The organism is Streptomyces sp. NPDC002886, assembly GCF_042888445.1.
In the GTDB taxonomy this organism is placed as follows: domain Bacteria; phylum Actinomycetota; class Actinomycetes; order Streptomycetales; family Streptomycetaceae; genus Streptomyces.
In genome coordinates, this window is sequence record NZ_JBIAPV010000004.1 from 25,282 (window position 1) to 40,737 (window position 15,456).

The 15,456-nt window shown below is 72.6% G+C and carries 18 protein-coding genes and 1 pseudogene; 8 read left to right on the forward strand and 11 right to left on the reverse strand.

The features are described from left to right. The first annotated feature begins 31 nt into the window (after positions 1-31). Positions 32-463: an ATP-binding protein gene (locus tag ACFYYB_RS18545; RefSeq protein WP_389436264.1), complete on the forward strand. Its 432-nt coding sequence runs from the start codon at positions 32-34 to the stop codon at positions 461-463. A gap of 82 nt (positions 464-545) precedes the next feature. Beyond that, a complete protein-coding gene (locus ACFYYB_RS18550) occupies positions 546-668 on the forward strand; it encodes a hypothetical protein (protein WP_389436265.1) in 123 nt (40 codons plus the stop codon). Between the two features lie 58 nt (positions 669-726). On the opposite strand, the gene ACFYYB_RS18555 is transcribed toward ACFYYB_RS18550, so the two are convergent. Next, positions 727-1,794, reverse strand: coding sequence for a mechanosensitive ion channel family protein (locus ACFYYB_RS18555; protein ID WP_389436266.1), 1,068 nt, complete (start codon positions 1,792-1,794; stop codon positions 727-729). A gap of 105 nt (positions 1,795-1,899) precedes the next feature. After that, a complete protein-coding gene (locus ACFYYB_RS18560) occupies positions 1,900-2,652 on the reverse strand; it encodes a VanZ family protein (RefSeq protein ID WP_389436267.1) in 753 nt (250 codons plus the stop codon). 203 nt (positions 2,653-2,855) lie between these two features. Here ACFYYB_RS18560 and ACFYYB_RS18565 point away from each other — a divergent pair, with 203 nt between their 5' ends. Further along, positions 2,856-3,221, forward strand: coding sequence for a PRC-barrel domain-containing protein (locus tag ACFYYB_RS18565; protein WP_389436268.1), 366 nt, complete (start codon positions 2,856-2,858; stop codon positions 3,219-3,221). Between the two features lie 124 nt (positions 3,222-3,345). Here the strand turns inward: ACFYYB_RS18565 and ACFYYB_RS18570 are convergent, their stop codons facing one another. Continuing rightward, on the reverse strand, positions 3,346-3,849 hold the full coding sequence (locus ACFYYB_RS18570) for a hemerythrin domain-containing protein (protein ID WP_389436269.1): 504 nt from the start codon (positions 3,847-3,849) through the stop codon (positions 3,346-3,348). A gap of 233 nt (positions 3,850-4,082) precedes the next feature. Between ACFYYB_RS18570 and ACFYYB_RS18575 the strand changes: the two genes are divergently transcribed. Continuing rightward, positions 4,083-4,415 carry an SH3 domain-containing protein gene (locus tag ACFYYB_RS18575; RefSeq protein ID WP_389436270.1) on the forward strand — a complete coding sequence of 111 codons (333 nt, stop codon included), beginning with the start codon at positions 4,083-4,085 and terminating at the stop codon, positions 4,413-4,415. A gap of 158 nt (positions 4,416-4,573) precedes the next feature. Here ACFYYB_RS18575 and ACFYYB_RS18580 read toward each other — a convergent pair whose 3' ends face one another. The 4 genes and pseudogenes from ACFYYB_RS18580 to ACFYYB_RS18595 form a co-directional block, all read right to left on the reverse strand. Beyond that, entirely contained in the window at positions 4,574-4,924 is a 351-nt protein-coding gene (locus ACFYYB_RS18580; RefSeq protein WP_389436271.1) for a DUF3618 domain-containing protein, read from the reverse strand. Between the two features lie 202 nt (positions 4,925-5,126). Further along, positions 5,127-5,282 (reverse strand): DUF6131 family protein, encoded by a 156-nt coding sequence (locus ACFYYB_RS18585; RefSeq protein WP_327308865.1) that lies wholly within the window; start codon positions 5,280-5,282, stop codon positions 5,127-5,129. A gap of 111 nt (positions 5,283-5,393) precedes the next feature. Continuing rightward, a pseudogene (locus ACFYYB_RS18590) lies at positions 5,394-5,591 on the reverse strand (amidohydrolase family protein); the annotation flags it as partial. A gap of 134 nt (positions 5,592-5,725) precedes the next feature. After that, positions 5,726-6,250 (reverse strand): GNAT family N-acetyltransferase, encoded by a 525-nt coding sequence (locus ACFYYB_RS18595; RefSeq protein WP_389436272.1) that lies wholly within the window; start codon positions 6,248-6,250, stop codon positions 5,726-5,728. 57 nt (positions 6,251-6,307) lie between these two features. Between ACFYYB_RS18595 and ACFYYB_RS18600 the strand changes: the two genes are divergently transcribed. After that, positions 6,308-7,405: an SRPBCC domain-containing protein gene (locus ACFYYB_RS18600; protein ID WP_389436273.1), complete on the forward strand. Its 1,098-nt coding sequence runs from the start codon at positions 6,308-6,310 to the stop codon at positions 7,403-7,405. Positions 7,406-7,428: 23 nt separating this feature from the next. Here ACFYYB_RS18600 and ACFYYB_RS18605 read toward each other — a convergent pair whose 3' ends face one another. Then, the gene (locus tag ACFYYB_RS18605; RefSeq protein ID WP_389436274.1) at positions 7,429-8,892 is read right to left on the reverse strand and encodes an MFS transporter; all 1,464 of its coding nucleotides are present in this window, start codon (positions 8,890-8,892) and stop codon (positions 7,429-7,431) included. A gap of 127 nt (positions 8,893-9,019) precedes the next feature. Between ACFYYB_RS18605 and ACFYYB_RS18610 the strand changes: the two genes are divergently transcribed. Beyond that, positions 9,020-9,637: a TetR/AcrR family transcriptional regulator gene (locus ACFYYB_RS18610; protein ID WP_389436275.1), complete on the forward strand. Its 618-nt coding sequence runs from the start codon at positions 9,020-9,022 to the stop codon at positions 9,635-9,637. Positions 9,638-9,706: 69 nt separating this feature from the next. Here the strand turns inward: ACFYYB_RS18610 and ACFYYB_RS18615 are convergent, their stop codons facing one another. The 3 genes from ACFYYB_RS18615 to ACFYYB_RS18625 all read right to left on the reverse strand — a co-directional run bounded on the left by ACFYYB_RS18615 (position 9,707) and on the right by ACFYYB_RS18625 (position 12,504). Further along, positions 9,707-10,681, reverse strand: coding sequence for a magnesium transporter CorA family protein (locus tag ACFYYB_RS18615; protein WP_389436276.1), 975 nt, complete (start codon positions 10,679-10,681; stop codon positions 9,707-9,709). A 133-nt stretch (positions 10,682-10,814) separates the two neighbouring features. Continuing rightward, positions 10,815-11,786, reverse strand: coding sequence for a class I SAM-dependent methyltransferase (locus ACFYYB_RS18620; RefSeq protein ID WP_389436277.1), 972 nt, complete (start codon positions 11,784-11,786; stop codon positions 10,815-10,817). A 115-nt stretch (positions 11,787-11,901) separates the two neighbouring features. Then, positions 11,902-12,504 carry a helix-turn-helix domain-containing protein gene (locus tag ACFYYB_RS18625; protein ID WP_389436278.1) on the reverse strand — a complete coding sequence of 201 codons (603 nt, stop codon included), beginning with the start codon at positions 12,502-12,504 and terminating at the stop codon, positions 11,902-11,904. A 97-nt stretch (positions 12,505-12,601) separates the two neighbouring features. On the opposite strand from ACFYYB_RS18625, the gene ACFYYB_RS18630 reads away from it, so the two are divergent. Together ACFYYB_RS18630 and ACFYYB_RS18635 are read left to right on the forward strand one after the other, a co-directional pair. After that, complete coding sequence (locus tag ACFYYB_RS18630; protein WP_389436279.1) at positions 12,602-13,654, forward strand: NAD(P)/FAD-dependent oxidoreductase; 1,053 nt, start codon at positions 12,602-12,604, stop codon at positions 13,652-13,654. 92 nt (positions 13,655-13,746) lie between these two features. Then, positions 13,747-15,420, forward strand: coding sequence for an MFS transporter (locus ACFYYB_RS18635; RefSeq protein WP_389436280.1), 1,674 nt, complete (start codon positions 13,747-13,749; stop codon positions 15,418-15,420). Positions 15,421-15,456 lie beyond the last annotated feature (36 nt).

Here is a 15,456-nt window from a genome sequence, read left to right on the forward strand (position 1 = left end):
GGAGACCATCGGAGCGCAAACGGGAGATCCAGTGAGCGTCGGCCTGCCCGGCGGAGGCCAGCGGCGCCGCCTCGCCCTGACGGGCGTCGGGGGCGCGGTGGCCAAGGGACGCGACTTCACGCGCCGGGCCCTACGCGACTGGGGCTGGGACGAAACCGAGACCTCCGAGGACGCCCTGCTCCTCGTGTCCGAGCTGCTGACCAACGCCTCCCTCCACGCGGACGGCTGCCGGGAACTCGTCCTGACGGCCGGGGAAACGCTGCGCATCGAGGTGTACGACGGCTCGACGACCCTGCCCCTCCTCCATCCCGCCCCGCGGCGCGGCATGCCCGGGGGTCACGGTCTGCACATCGTGGAGCGACTGTCCGACCGCTGGGGCACGCACACCCATGAGGGCGGCAAGGCCGTCTGGGCCGAGATCGAGGCGGAGCGTCTGATGTCCGGCAGGCCGGCGCCACGCTGACCGACCCGGCGGACCCCTGGGTCCGTTCCTCGGTCGTCGCGCGCAAGGGCGTCGATCCGCCCGTCGGGGGCAGGAGCGCCTCATGACCTCTCATCAGTTCAGCTCCCTGTCCCTGGCCCCGGCGATCGGGCCCTCCTGGGTGCACCTGCTCGTCATCGCGTTCGCGCTGATCGTGCTCGTGCACACCCTGGCGCGGCACCGGTAGGAACGCCCCGTCCGGCCACGGGCCGGACCGTACGGGCGCCGCCCGGCGCCGAGTTCCGTCAGCGAGGGTGCCCGTCGGTCCCTCCGGGCCCGGTCGGAGCCGGGTCCAGCAGGATGCGGGGCAGGGCGGCGGGGTGCTTCTCCGCCAGCCAGGCGATCAGCTGCTCGCGTACGGCGCAGCGCACCGTCCACACGTCGTCGGCGTCCTTGGCCGTGACGATGGCCCGCACCACGATGGTGGAGGGCGTCGTCTCCGTGACGGCGAGGTCCCAGCCGCGGCCGTCCCACTGCGGGCAGTCGCGCAGGATCTCGTGCACCTTGTCCCGCATGAGGTCCACGGGCGCCCCGTGGTCGCAGTGCAGGAAGACCGTGCCGGTCATCTGGACACCGCCGCGCGACCAGTTCTCGAAGGGCCTGGTGGTGAAGTACGAGACGGGCATGGTGATGCGGCGTTCGTCCCAGGTGCGTACGGCGAGGAAGGTGAGCGTGATGTCCTCGACCACCCCCCACTCGCCGGCGACCACGACCGTGTCCCCGATGCGCACGAGGTCGCCGAAGGCGATCTGGAAGCCCGCGAAGAGGTTTCCCAGGGTGGACTGGGCCGCCACCCCGGCCACGATGCCGATGATTCCGGCGGAGGCGAGCACGGACGTGCCGAGCGCGCGGAAGTTCGGGAAGGTGAGGAGCATGGCGGCTCCGGCGATCACGGCCGCGACCACCGTCACGACCCTCGTGATCAACGTCACCTGGGTACGGACCCTGCGCACCCGGGCCGGGTCGCGGGTGCCGGTGGCGTAGCGGGCGTACCCCGACTCGACGACGGCGGAGGCCACGACCACGAACAGCCAGGCCCCGGCACCGATCAGGGCCAGCGCGAGGATCCGGCCCGTGGCGGCCGCGTGGTCCCTCAGCGGCGGCCACGCCGCCTGCCGGCAGGCACCTTTGAACAGTGCGGCGAGCAGGAATATCTGCAGGGCGTGGCGGCAGCGGCGCAGCAGGTGCCACAAGGGCGTCTCGGGGTGTCGCGCGCCAGCGCGGCGGAGCAGCCGGTCGACGGCCCAGCCGGCCGCGGCGGTGAGCAGGATCGAACCCGCCAGGAGGGTCAGGAGGCGTAGGGCGCTGTTCATGTCTCCCCAGTGGGTGGAAGCGGCATGGATCTTCCCGCGCCTGCCCCACTGCACGGACCTGACACGGGGAACCGTCCCCCGCCGGTCGCCCGACCCCGCCGGCGGTCACTCGCCGCGGTGGAAGACCTTCCGCCAACCCGCGCGACTCGGCTTCGCGACGGCCTTTGCCGCCGGGTCCGTCGCCGCCTTCGCTGTGCGCGTCGTTGTCCGTGTCGTTGCCGACTTCGCTGCCGAATTCGGTGCCGGCTTCGTTTCCGGCTCCGCGGGCCTCGGTTCCGGCCTCGGCGAGGCCGCGGGATGGTCCGGTCGGGGCCGGCGGTGCCACCAGTGCCTGCGGCGCGGGTGCACGGCGCGGCCCAGGCGACGGCCGATCAGCAGGTAGCCGAGGAGGGCTCCGGCCGTATTGAGGATGACGTCGTCGATGTCGAAGACGCGTCCCGTGACGAGGGCGCCCTGGATCAGCTCCACCAGCGTCATCAGACACACCGTCACCACGGCGACCCGCAGCAGCCCCCGGGCCGGGGGCATGAGGACGGGCAGCAGCACCCCGAACGGCAGGCCCAGCAGCAGGTTCCCGCCCAGCTGGCGCACCGCCTCCGTGGTCGACGCGCCGTCCAGGTAGGCGTTGATCGAATGGCCGGGCGTCGTGTTGCTGTGCACCAAGTCCACCGAGGCGGCGGAGGGTTCCAGCGTGAGCCGTGCCAGCACCACGCTGAACAGGACGGTCCCGACGAAGGCCGCCAGCATGGCCAGCGCCCGGACGGCCGGGTGCGCGGGTCGGCGTGGTTGCCAGGCGGCCGTTGCTGACCCGCTGTCGGGACTCTCGCCGCGCCGCAGCGCGTCTCTTCTCCATGTCATGGCGGCCGTCTGCCCTGCGAACGGCCCCGTACGCGCCGCGAGCGCCGCGCCTTCGCAACGTCGGCGATCCCGGGCGAATGAAGGACCGGAGCCGGGGCAGGCGAGTTCGGGCGGGGCGCCTACGGCGCCGCGCACGACATCGAAAGAGAGGGACGGCCGGCACCGCGCCGCCGCCCCCTGTCTGGCGAAGGAGTTGTTTTCGCGTGACTGAGCATGTGTGGAGCTACAGGTCGACCGCGGGCCACCTGACCGGCACCGATCTGATCGGGTACACGGTCGAGGCGACCGACGGCAGCATCGGCAAGGTCGACAAGCACTCCGACGAGGCCGGTGACGCCTACCTGGTCGTGGACACCGGGATCTGGATCTTCGGCAAGGAGGTCCTGCTCCCGGCGAGCGCCGTGATCATCGTCGATGTGAACCGGGAGACGATCTACGTCGACGGCACCAAGGAGCAGATCAAGAACGCACCGGAGTTCCACCGCGAGAAGCACCTCGACGACGTCGGGTACCGCGAGGAGATCGGCACCTACTACTCCATCGGCGGCTTCGGCGGCCGCATCATCTGACGCGGTGGGACGGACGCGGGCCCGGACTCCTCGAGTCCGGGCCCGCGTCCGTGTGCGAGGCCGCGTCCGGGTCCGCGCCGCCGCCGGGCCCCCGCCCGCGGCGTGGACCCGGCGGCGTCGGCCGTCAGCCCTGTACGAGGGTGCGTACGTTCTCGACGCTGCCGCAGTCGGCTGCCAGCCGGCGCTCCCGCTCCCGCAGGAAGGCCGCCCCGAGCTCGGCCCTCCGCTCGTCCGGGACGCTCTCCCGGGCTCCGTTGAGGATGGTGCGCTCCTCCTCGTCGAGGTGGTGGGAAACCGCCTTGACCAGGTCTTCCAGACGCTCGTCCCAGTCGTCGGAGCCCACTTCGGACACCTCCAGCAGCGCCAGGAGGGCCTCGTTGCCCTCGGCGTGCTCCTTGGTGCCGTGCTCGACCTCCGCGTCGTCCACGCCCTTGAACCGCTTCAGCGCGCCGTACACCTCGGACTCCTCGGCCTCGCCGTGGGCCACGAGGAGCGCGGACAGCTTCGCGAGCGCGTCCGCGCGGTCGGCCTCCACACTGCGCATCCGGCGGAAGAGGTCCTCCATCCTGCGGTGGTCCTTGAGGATCAAGGCGACAACGTCCTGGTTCTCCTGTGCTTCCGCGGCCATGCCACGTTCCTCCTCTTCTCGCAGGATTCGTTCCGCAGGGCGCCTGCTCGATACCGGCGGGTTCAAACCTCGGGCCGGCCGGGGTGGACGGCTCTGGGCCATCCGGAGCAACGGGGGCGTGTTCCCTCCGGGCCGCCGCCGATCCGCCGCCCGCGCGGGGGATAGTCGGTCGGGGCGGTCGGCCGCACGGGCCGCCGGCCCCGCGCCCAGGCGGCAGAGGGAGAGTGGATCCGATGGTGAAGAAGGCATTGCTGACGTACGCCTTGGCGGCCGGGGTAGTGATGGGGCCCCTGAGTACGGCCGGCTGGGCCGCCGACGGGTACGCGCGGGCCGCGTCCGGCCCCGTCGGCGTGGTCGAGACCCGCGCGCCGCTCAACGTCCGCGAGAAGCCGACCGTGTACTCGGACGTGGTGAAGCAGCTGCGTCCGCACGAGCGGGTGCTCCTCGTGTGCCAGAAGCGCGGCGGCTGGGTGGACGGCAACCCGGTGTGGTACCGCCTGCACGGCTCGAAGGGCTGGGTTTCGGCACGCTACGTCCACAACCTCCAGCCGGTCCGCCCCTGCTGAGAGCACGCGGCACGCGGTGACCACCAGTGAAGGGAGCGGCCCCCGGCGTCCGGGGGCCGCTCCCTTCACTGGTGCCGCGGCTCACACGGTGGAGGACGGCGCGTACACGCGCCCGATACGGATGCGTGATCGCTTCCCGTCCGCCCGCAACGGCCGGATCAAACAGCCCGTTCTCGTCGTGCCCGGCGGCTGCGCCGGGCCAGCAGGGCTGCGGTCAGTACGCCGGCGGCCGTGGCCAACGCGGTCCGGTGGCTCCGGACCGCGGTCGCGGCCCGGACGGCCTTGCCCCGTGCCGCGTCGAGCTTCCCGTCCTGGACGAGGCGGCCGACGCGCGATGCGGCCGTCTTCCTCAGCCGCCCGGCGCTCTCGTGGACCCGCGCCGGGGAGCCCGCCCTGGAGGCCAGCGCTTCGACCGTCCGGCCGAGCTCCTTCCGGGTCCGGACGGCCTGCCGGCGGAGCGTCCGTGCGCCGGGGAGCGTCTTGTTTCCGTGCAATCCGGTCGTCGTCATCGCGGTTCCCTTCCTTCGAGTCATCCGCCCGCCCACGGGCCGGCCGGGTGGCGTTCGCCCTGCGGCCTCTGCCGGTGGGCGTGCTGCGCGGATACCCGGCAACGGGCCCATGACACAGCCGAGTTGCCCCTGACATGGGATGGCGGCCCGCCCCGGTCGGGGCGGGCCGCCATCCTGCCGCGTTGCGCGGAGACTTCACCGGCTACCAGTAGTGACGCCGGCCGCCGACCGCGTGTCCGACCGAGCCCATGATCCACAACACGGCCCCCACCACGAGCAGGATGACGCCGATGGTCCACAGGACGGAGATTCCGGTCAGGAATCCGATGAGCAGGAGGATGAGTCCGGCGAAAAGCATGATGTCCTCACTCGCGGGTCGGGAACGCGGCGGAGCGGTGGCTCCCCCGCGGTGCTTCGGCTCGCGTCTGCCCCCGGTCGCCCGCCTTATCCCCGCCGTCGGCCGGTCGGGTCAGCCCTTCAGCCCGTACGCGCGATCCGCCGTCCCCGCGAGGACCTGGCTCCGTTCGTACGGGTCAGCCCGGCGGTCAGTTCGCAGCCCGTGTCGAGGACTTGGGCGTACGAGGTGGCCGTGAGCGTGCACACCGGCCAGTCGGAGCCGAACATCAGCCGGGCCGAAGGCGTCCAGCGCCGTGTCCGCGTACGGGCGCGGGTCGCCGGCAGATCACCGTGCGCGGGCTGCCCGTCGCCCGGGTACGGGAGGCTCGACGAACTCCGCACGGTGGTCGCCGTCGGCCTCGGGCCGGAGCGGCGGTAGCGCGGGGCAGGCGGGCGGGGCGTCGTTCAGGCGGACAGGTCGAGTGCGTAGACCTGTCCGATCAGGTCGGCGCCGAAGCTGTGGTGCGGTTCCTCCTCGACGAGCCGGAAGCCCGCGGCGAGGTAGATCCCGCGCGCGGCCACCAGGGTGTCGTTCGTCCACAGCCGGATCCGGTCATACCCCGCCTCGCGGGCGAAGTCCACGCACCGGGCCACCAGGCGTGAGCCCAGGCGGTGGCCGCGTGCGGCGGGGTCCACGAGGAGGATGCGCAGTTTGGCGGTGCGCCCCTCTCCCGCCGCGCCCTGCCCGCCGTCTTCGTCGGCCACGCAGAACACGCTGCCGACGCGGCGGCCGTCCAGCTCGGCGATCCAGGCCGCCTCGCGGGAGGGGTCGTGGCCGGCCGCGTAGTCCGCGACGATCCGCGCGACCAGGGCCTCGAAGCCGATGTCCCAGCCGAACTCCTTCGCGTACTGCTCGCCGTGGGCCATCACCACCCAGCCGAGATCGCCAGGCTCCCCCAGCGGCCGGATCACCGCGCGGACCTCGTTCATGGGAATCCTCATCTCCAGGCAACTGAAACGATTGTTTCAGTACAGCATAATGGCCGGGTGACCCCCTCCGCCCGCGCCGATTCCGCCCGCAAGCTCCAGCTCCTGGAGCTGGCCTACGCCCACGTGCTCGACCACGGGCTGGCGGACATGTCCCTGCGGCCCCTGGCCGAGGCGATCGGCAGCAGCCCGCGCGTCCTGCTCTTCCTGTTCGGCAGCAAGGACGCGCTGGTGCAGGCCCTGCTCGCGCGGGCCCGGCAGGACGAGACGGGCATGCTCGAAGCCGTGCACCGGGCCCGGCCGGAGCACGGGCTCGCCCGCACGGGCGAACTGGTGTGGAGCTGGCTGGCCGACCCGGGGCACCGCAAGGTGCTCACGCTCTGGGTCGAGGGCTACGCGCGCTCGCTGAGCGGCGCCGAGGGGCCCTGGGCGGGTTTCGCCGAGCGGACGATCGCCGACTGGCTGGAGCTCTTCGCCGCCGCCCAGCCGCCCGCCCGCCGCGACACGCCCGAGGGGCTCGCCGAGCGCACCCTGCTGCTGTCGGTCCTGCGCGGGGCCCTGCTGGACCTCCTCGCGAGCCGTGACGAACCGCGCACCACGGCGGCGGTGACGGCTCACCTGCGCACCCTGGAGGCCCCCGCCGCCCGTGCGCCGGAGCCCCGGAACCGGACCGGGCACGGGTCCCCCGGCAGGACCGACCGCGGCGCCCGGACGGTCGCGGCGCCGCCGGCTTCCGTCTACGCCGCCCTGCTCGACCGCGCGTCCCTCGAAGCCTGGCTCCCGCCGGACGGGATGAGCGGACGGATCGAGCGGTGGGACCCGCGCCCCGGGGGCGGGTTCCGGATGGTCCTCACCCACCTCGATCCCGCCGGGAGCCCCGGGAAGACCTCCGGCTCCACCGATGTGGTCGACGTACGGTTCACCGGTCTGGTGCCGCCGGAGCGCGTGGTGCAGCAGGCCGTGTTCGAGTCCGACGACCCCTCGTACGCCGGCACCATGACGATGACCTGGCACCTCGGCGCCCGCGAGGGGGGCAGGGGCACCGAGGTGACCGTCACCGCCACCGGTGTTCCGCCCGGCATCGACCGGGCGGAACACGAGGCGGGCATCGCCTCTTCACTGGCCCACCTGGCCTCGTACGTCGAAGGGGCCCGATGACCCCGGCAGCCTGAGCGGGGGCGCTACTTGCTCACCGCGGCGGGGGCCGTTTCGGTCGCGGGGCCGGCCTGGTCCCGCAGTTCGAGCCGCTGCGGCCGGAGGGCGGGGATCAGGGCGGCGATGGCGCCGGACAGGAGGGCGAAGCCGCCGCCCATCAGGAGGCCGGTGCGGAAGCCCGCCTCGGAGGTGAAGGTGAACCCGCCCGCCGTGGTGGTCATCTGGGCCAGGACCACACCGACGACGGCGGCGCCGACGGAGGTGCCCAGGGAGCGCATGAGGGCGTTGAAGCCGTTCGCGGCTCCGGTCTCCGCCAGGGGCACCGCGCTCATGATCAGAGCGGGCATGGCCCCGTAGGCGAGGGCGACACCGCTGTTGATGACCATGACGGCGGCCATCAGCCCGACGGCGGTCGCGGAGAAGAGGAGCGCGACGCCGTAGCCCGCGGCCAGCACGAGCGCTCCGCAGACGAGGGTGACCTTCGGGCCGTGGACGTTGGTGAGCTTGCCCCCGAGAGGGGACACGGCCATCATCATCAGCCCGCCGGGGAGCATCCACATGCCGGCCGCCAGCATGGACTGACCCAGGCCGTAGCCGGTGGCGGCGGGGAACTGCAGCAGCTGCGGGATGACCAGCATGCTCGCGTACATGCCGAAGCCGATGGAGACCGAGGCGAGGTTGGTCAGCAGGACCCGCGGGCGGACCGTGGTGCGCAGGTCGACGAGCGGGTCGGTGGTGCGCCACTCGAACCACCCCCAGGCGGCCAGGATCACGACGGCCGCCCCGATCAGGCCGAGGGTGGTGCCGGATCCCCAGCCCCAGTCGGCGCCCTTGGACACGAACAGCAGCAGGGAGACCAGGCCGGCGGCGAGGCCCAGCGCGCCGACCACGTCGAAGCGCTGGCCCTTCGCGGCGGCCGGAACCTCCGGGACGAAGGCCACGATCATGACGGCGACGCAGCCGGCGAGGACCGCGGACCCCCAGAACAGGAAGCGCCAGCTCGTGTACTGGGCGACGGCAGCCGAGACCGGAAGGCCGATGCCGCCGCCGATGCCCATGGAGGCGCTCACGAGGGCGATGGAGGAGCTGAGCTTCTCGGCGGGGACGATGTCGCGGAGCAGGGCGATGCCCAGCGGGATCATGCCCATGCCGACGCCCTGGAGGCCCCGCCCGACGATCATCTGGACGACGCCGCCCGCCAGCGCGCACACCACCGATCCGGCGATCAGCGGTACGCAACAGGCCAGGAGCATGCGGCGCTTGCCGAGCATGTCGCCCAGCCGCCCGCTGATGGGTACGCACACGCCGGCGACCAGCAGGGTGGCGGTGACGACCCAGGCGGAGTTGGAGTGGGAGGTGTGAAGGATGTTCGGCAGGTCGGCCAGCAGCGGCGTGACCAGCGTCTGCATGACGGCTGCGGCGATGCCCGCGAGGGCGAGCGTCGCGATCACCTTGCCGGTGCGGGGGACGGCCATGGGCGGCTGTTGCATTCGGGGTCCTCAGAGCGAGATCGGCGCGAGATCGGCGCACACCACAATCAGTAGTCAACTATCAGTTCGCGGTGTGCGACGTGTCAACCGGATCCGATCGTCGACTATCAGTTGTAGGGTCGGCAGCGTGCCGACCGACAGCCCCAAACCCCTGCGCGCCGATGCCGTGCGCAACATCGAGAAGATCGTCAGAGCGGCGCGCGACGTGTACGCCGAGCTGGGACCCGATGTGCCGCTCGACGAGGTCGCGCGGCGGGCCGGCGTGGGGATCGCCACGCTCTACCGCCGCTTCCCCGACAAGGGCGCCCTCCTGCGGGCCGTGATCGACCAGCAGTTCACCCAGGACGTGCTCCCGGCCATCGACCGCGGACTGACCGACGAGGACCCCCGCCGCGGCCTGGCCTCCGTACTCGAAGCCGCCCTGGCCTCGGCGGCCGACGAGCACCACGTACTGACGGCCGCCCGGAACGCCGGCGTCCTCTCCCCCGAGGTCAGTGCCCGCTTCTTCGAAGCACTGGACCCGCTGGTGACGCGGGGTCAGCAGGCCGGGGTGATCCGGGGGGACCTCGTGCCCGACGATCTGAAGAGGATCATGAGCATGCTCGTCAGCGTCCTGTGGACCATGGACCCCGCCGAGGAGGGATGGCGCCGCTACGTGGCCCTGGTCATGGACGGCCTGAGCCCGGCCGCGGCGACCCCCCTGCCCCACCCGGCTCCCCCGCTGCTGCGCCGGCCGCAGGAGTGAGCTCCTTCGGGCCGTGGAGCGCTGCGGTCGCCCCGGCCTCTCGCTCGTCCGATGATCATCGCGCGCCGCTCAGATCCAGTCGCGTCGCTTGAATCCGAAGTAGAGGGCCACGGAGAGGGTCAGCATCAGCGCGGAGGAGACCACGAAGCCGGTGTGCGTGCCGTCCCCGGGGAAGGGGACGTTCTGGCCGTAGAAGCCGGTGATCGCGGTCGGGACCGCGATGATGGAGGCCCAGCTGGTGACCTTCTTCATGATCAGGTTCAGCCGGTTGCCCTGGACGTTGAGGTTGGTGTCCATGACGGAGTTCACCAGGTCGCGCAGGGACTCGGTCCACTCGGTCGCGCGCAGGACGTGGTCGTAGACGTCCTGGTAGTACGGCAGCATCGCGGGGCTGACGGTGTGCAGGTCGCGGCGCAGCAGGGTGTTGACGACCTCGCGCATGGGCAGCACCACCCGGCGCAGGAGCACCAGGTCCTTGCGCAGGGCGTACGAGCGCCGCTGGACGGTGCGGACCTCGTCGCGGCCGTCCTCGAAGAGCAGCTGCTCCAGGGCCTCGATCTGCTCGTCGAGCTGCTGGACGGCTTTGAAGTGGTCGTCCACGAGGTAGTCGAGCAGTCCGTGGAGCAGGAAGCCGACGCCCTCCTTGGCGAGGTCGGCGGAATCGTCCCAGTAGGCGACGACGCGGTCCATGTCGAAGTGACCGCTCGCGCGGACGGTGATCAGGGCGTTGGGGGTGATGAAGGCGGAGACCTCGCGGGTCTGCAGGGGGCCGCCGGGGGTGTCCGTGTAGACGGCGTAGGCGCTGAGGAAGAGGTGCGTGCGGTAGCGGTCGAGCTTGGCTCGCTGGTGCGCGTGCCGGGCGTCCTCGACGGCCAGCTCGTGCAGCCCGAACTGCTCGGTGATCAGGTCGAAATCCGCTTCGGTGGGATCGCAGAGGTCCAGCCAGACGGTGCAGTCCGGCTGCCCCGCGTACGCGGAGAGGTCCTGGGCGGGGAATCCCTCCAGGGCCAGGACGCCGTCGCGGTAGAGCCGGGTACGTGCCACCCGAGCAGGCTAGGCGGACGGCTCCGGCCGGTCCGCGAGCGACACCCCGGCGGGAGGCGTCGCGGCGCGGGACCGGGCCGGCGGAGCGGTGTCGCCCGGTGCGTGCCGTACGCGGCCACGACGACGCCGCGGTTCAGTCCTTGCGGCGTGCGGCCCAGACGGCGCGCTCGGTCCGTACGGCGAGGTCCTCGCGGCGCAGGATGCTCCCGGGCCCGTCGGTGTCGAGCAGCCGGTCGAGGGCGACGAGGTCCTCGGGCCGCAGGGTGTCGACGATGCTGAGGCGAAGACGCCGCAGGCTGCCGAGGGCGTACGCGCCGACCGCCTCGCTGCGCGAGCCTTCGATGTTCACCTTGATCGTGCGGTCGCCGTCGAGGGCGAATCCGGCCGCGGTGAGCTTGGGCCCCCAGTCGGCGCCGCGGTGGGGCACGTGCTCGGCGTGGTGGCTCTCGCTCGCCGTGTGGCAGCGGTCTTCCAGGCCGGGCCGGTCTTCGGGGGCGTCCGCGGGCAGGAACCGGGGGAATCCCGCCAGTTCGACGACGGCGAACAGTCCCCCGGGCGCGAGCAGTTCACGGACCGTGCGCAGGGCCTGGTCCGGGTCGGCCATGTGGTGCATCGAGGCCGAGGCCCACACGAGGTCCGGTGCGCCGAGGTCGGGCCACTCGGTCTCGTCGAGGTCGGCCTGTACGGTGCGGACACGGTCCTCGACGCCCCGGGCGCAGGCCTTCTCCCTCAGTCGCTGCAGGTGCGCCGCCGAGGAGTCGACGGCCGTGACCTGAGCGTCCGGGAACTGTTCGAGCAGGGCGAAGGTGCCTGCTCCCGTGCCGCAGCCCAGGTCCACGATGTGGCGAGGGGGCTCGTTCAGGGGCAGCCAGGCGGCGATGTCGGTGATGTGGCCGGCCAGGACTTCCGCGTCCAGGTCGAGGATCTCCGCCTGACTGTCGGCCTCGGTGTCGTGGTGGGCGTGGGCGTGGGCGTGGCCGTGCTGCGCTTGGCCGTGGTGGCCGTTGCCGTGGTCCTGCCCGTCGCCGTGGCCGTGGCCGTGGCCGTGGGTCTGGTGAGCTTCGCCGTGGTTGTCGTTCCGGAGTGCGTGCTGTGCGTCGGTCATGGCTCCACCGTAGGACGCTCATGCGCTTGCCGCATCAACTCTTGCCGGTTAGGCAAGAAGATGGCCTCGTGACCCCCCGAACGCGCAAGATGCCCGCTTCGGACACGTCCCGCCCCTACCCCTGATCAGCACCTTCGTCGCTTCCGCCGCCGTCCCGCTGATGGCCGCGGCGGGCGTCCCGGTCGAAGATCCCCAGGATCTCGCACGGTCCCCCCTCGGCGCCGATCGCGTGCGGCATCATCGTCGGGAACTCCGCGGCCTGGTTGGTCTCGATCCGGAAGCGGCGGTGCCCCAGCAGGAGGATCGCGGTGCCGGACAGGACCACGAGCCATTCGCGCCCGGGGTGCGCGCGCATCCGGGAGGGGTTGTCCGGCGGCGGCTCGGTCATGCGCTGACGAATGACGGTCATGCCCGGCTCGCCCTTGATCGGCCAGCGCATCTGCCCACGGGCGGCGTCGATCGTCGGGCTGATGACGACGTCGTCGGTCGCGGTCTCCACGAGTTGGTCCAAAGTGGTGTCCAGCGCGCGGGCGAGCGTGACGAGGCTGTCCAGCGCCAGGCGGCGCTGGCCGTTCTCGATGCGGCTGAGCGTGGACTGGCTGAGCCGGGCCCGTCCGGCCAGTTCCTCCAGGGACCAGCCCTGCGCGACGCGCAGGGCGCGGATGCGTTTGCGTACGAGGCTGTCCAGGTCGCCGTCTTCTTGCGTCATAGGCAACATTGTATGCCCGTGCTGCAAGTCGGGGTTAGCGTCGTATTCAGACGGCCCCGCACCACCGGGCCGGTACGAAGGAAAACCCAGGAAGGAATCCGACGACATGTCCGCGATGACTGCCGCACACCCGGCCGCACACCCGACCGAAGACCCGACCGACGCACTGCCGGACGGGACCGTCGACGCCGTGGTGATCGGCGGCGGCGCCGCCGGTCTGAACGGCGCCCTGATGCTCGCCCGCTCCCGCCGCTCGGTGGTCGTGATCGACAGCGGCACCCCCCGCAACGCGCCCGCCGAGGGCGTGCACGGCCTGCTCGGCCTGGACGGCACCCCGCCGGCGGAACTGTACGGACGGGGCCGCGAGGAAGTGCGCCGCTACGGCGGCCTGGTCGTCTCCGGCGAGGTCAGCGCCGCCGAGCACGCCGCTCCGTCCGCCGACGGCGACCTGCGCTTCACCGTCACCCTGGCCGACGGCCGCGTCCTGACGGCGCGCCGCCTGCTGGTGGCCACCGGTCTGCGCGACGTGCTGCCCGAGCTGCCCGGGCTGGCGGAGCACTGGGGCAACGCCGTGGTGCACTGCCCCTACTGTCACGGCTGGGAGGTGCGCGACGAGCCCATCGGCATCCTCGCCACCGGCCCCGCGTCGCTCCACCACGCCCTGCTGTTCCGTCAGCTCACCGAGGACCTGGTCTACTTCGCGAACGGCACCGAACTCGACGACGAGACCCGTACGCGCTTCGCCGCGCGCGGCATCCGGGTCGTCGACGCGCCGGTCGAAGAGGTCGTAGGGGACGGTGACGGCGGCATCCACGGGGTGCGCCTGGCCGACGGCCGGGTCGTCGGCCGCCGCGTCCTCGCGGTGGCGACCACGCTCCTGGCCCGCACCGAAGGCCTGGCGGGCCTGGGCCTGCGGATGGAGGACGTGCCCGGCGGCGGCCGCCGCTTCGCCTCCGGCGCGGCCGGCGCCACCGACGTACCGGGGGTGTGGGTGGCCGGCAACGTCACCGACCCGATGGCCCAGGTCGGGGCCTCCGCCGCGGCCGGGGCCCTGGCCGGCGCCCACATCAACGCCATGCTCGCCGTCGCCGACACCGACGCGGCCGTCGCGGCCCTCCCCGCGGCAGGGAACACCGCGGTCGCCGCCACCACCGCCTGACACAGGCGCCCGCCCCCTTCCTCCATTCCTCCCCGGCGGCGCCGGACCTGGTCCGGCGCCGCCTTCCGCATGCCCTTTTCGAAGAGGAACCCATGAGCAAGAACCAGCCCCCACGGGTGGCGGCCACCGAAGTACCCGGCCCCGCCCAAGGCGACCGCGGCCCGGACGCGCGCCGGCTGCGCACCATTCTGATCACCGTGTGCATCGCGCTGATGGCCGTCATCGCCTCGGTTTCCGGGCTGAACGTCGCGCAGCCCGACCTGGCCGTCGAGTTCGGCGCCTCGCAGAGCACCGTCCTGTGGATCATCAACCTCTACACCCTCACCCTGGCCGCGCTCCTGCTCCCGCTCGGAGCGCTCGGAGACCGGCTGGGCCGCAAGCCCACGCTGATCGCCGGTCTGGCCGTCTTCGGGATCGCGAGCGCCCTCGCGGGTCTCGCCCCGTCGGTGGAGGTCATGCTCGCCGCCCGGCTGCTCAGCGGCGTGGGCGCCGCGATGATCATGCCCATCACCCTGGCCGTGATCACCTCCACCTTCCCCGCGGAACAGCGCGGCCGGGCCATCGGCGTATGGACCGGGGTCGCCGGAGGCGGTGGCATCCTCGGCATGTTCCTCTCCGCCGCGCTCGTCGACGTGGCGAACTGGCGCTACCTCTTCGTCCTGCCCGTCGCCCTGGTCCTCGTGGCCCTGGCCATGTCGCTGCGCGCCATCCCCGACTCCCGCGAGACCCCGGGGCACTCCTTCGACACCATCGGCGCACTGACCTCCGTCGTCGCCGTGGCCGGCCTGATCTTCGCCCTCCAGGAAGGGCCGGAGCGCGGCTGGTCCGATCCCGCCACCCTGACCGGCCTCGTCGCCGGACTGCTCGCCGGCGCCGTCTTCGTCACCTGGGAACTGCGACTTCGAGACGCCGCACTGCTCGACCTGCGGCTGTTCCGCGAGCGCGGACTGGCCGGCGGCTCCCTGACCCTCCTGACGGTCTTCGGCGTACAGGCGGGCATCTTCGTGGTGCTCTTCCCCTTCCTCCAGGCCGTGCTGGGCTGGTCGGGCCTCAAGTCCACGCTCGCGCTGATGCCCATGGCCGTGGCCATGATGGCGGCCTCCGGCCTGGCTCCCCGGCTGACTCCGCGCATCGGTGCGCGCGCGACCATGGCGACCGGCATCCTGCTGGCGGGCGCCGGCCTCGCCCTCATGGCGGGCATCGTCTCCGTCGACGGCGGCTACCTGTCCGTACTCCCGGGGATGCTCGCCATGGGCCTCGGGATGGGCCTGGCGATGACCCCCTCCACCGAGGCCATCACCGGCTCGCTGCCGCCGGAGCGCCAGGGCGTGGCCTCCGCGCTCAACGACGTCACCCGCGAGTTCGGCACGGCGCTGGGCGTGGCCCTGCTCGGCGCCCTCCTGTCGGCCGGGTACCGCAACGCCATCGACGGGCGGCTCGACGGCATCCCCAACGACGCGGCGGACGCCGCGAGGGAGGGCGTCGCCAACGCCGTCGGGGCCGCGGACGGCGCGGGCGCCGGGGCGCGGGCCCTCCTCGACGCCGCCCGGCAGTCCTTCGTCGAGGGCTGGCAGCAGGCCATGTGGGCGGGGGTGGCCGTGATGGGCGTCCTGTTCCTCTACGTACTCGCCCGCGGCCCGAAGGGCCCGGCCCCGGTACCCGCTCCCGATCCGGCGACCGAGCCAGCGACCGAGCCGGCGACCGAGACGAGGACCGAGCCGGCCGCAGATCGTACGGCGGACCCCGAGGTCTCCTCCGCGAGGTGACGGGGAGAGATCACAGGAGAGGAGGGATCACGTGGG

Coding starts and splice junctions, on each gene's coding strand:
- ACFYYB_RS18630 (WP_389436279.1), top strand. CDS start 12,602: ATGTCCGCGATGACTGCCGCACACCCGGCCGCACACCCGACCGAAGAC.
- ACFYYB_RS18580 (WP_389436271.1), bottom strand. CDS start 4,924: ATGACGACGACCGGATTGCACGGAAACAAGACGCTCCCCGGCGCACGG.
- ACFYYB_RS18625 (WP_389436278.1), bottom strand. CDS start 12,504: ATGTTGCCTATGACGCAAGAAGACGGCGACCTGGACAGCCTCGTACGC.
- ACFYYB_RS18635 (WP_389436280.1), top strand. CDS start 13,747: ATGAGCAAGAACCAGCCCCCACGGGTGGCGGCCACCGAAGTACCCGGC.
- ACFYYB_RS18550 (WP_389436265.1), top strand. CDS start 546: ATGACCTCTCATCAGTTCAGCTCCCTGTCCCTGGCCCCGGCGATCGGG.
- ACFYYB_RS18595 (WP_389436272.1), bottom strand. CDS start 6,250: ATGAACGAGGTCCGCGCGGTGATCCGGCCGCTGGGGGAGCCTGGCGAT.
- ACFYYB_RS18585 (WP_327308865.1), bottom strand. CDS start 5,282: ATGCTTTTCGCCGGACTCATCCTCCTGCTCATCGGATTCCTGACCGGA.
- ACFYYB_RS18570 (WP_389436269.1), bottom strand. CDS start 3,849: ATGGCCGCGGAAGCACAGGAGAACCAGGACGTTGTCGCCTTGATCCTC.
- ACFYYB_RS18575 (WP_389436270.1), top strand. CDS start 4,083: ATGGTGAAGAAGGCATTGCTGACGTACGCCTTGGCGGCCGGGGTAGTG.
- ACFYYB_RS18605 (WP_389436274.1), bottom strand. CDS start 8,892: ATGCAACAGCCGCCCATGGCCGTCCCCCGCACCGGCAAGGTGATCGCG.
- ACFYYB_RS18620 (WP_389436277.1), bottom strand. CDS start 11,786: ATGACCGACGCACAGCACGCACTCCGGAACGACAACCACGGCGAAGCT.
- ACFYYB_RS18560 (WP_389436267.1), bottom strand. CDS start 2,652: ATGACATGGAGAAGAGACGCGCTGCGGCGCGGCGAGAGTCCCGACAGC.
- ACFYYB_RS18555 (WP_389436266.1), bottom strand. CDS start 1,794: ATGAACAGCGCCCTACGCCTCCTGACCCTCCTGGCGGGTTCGATCCTG.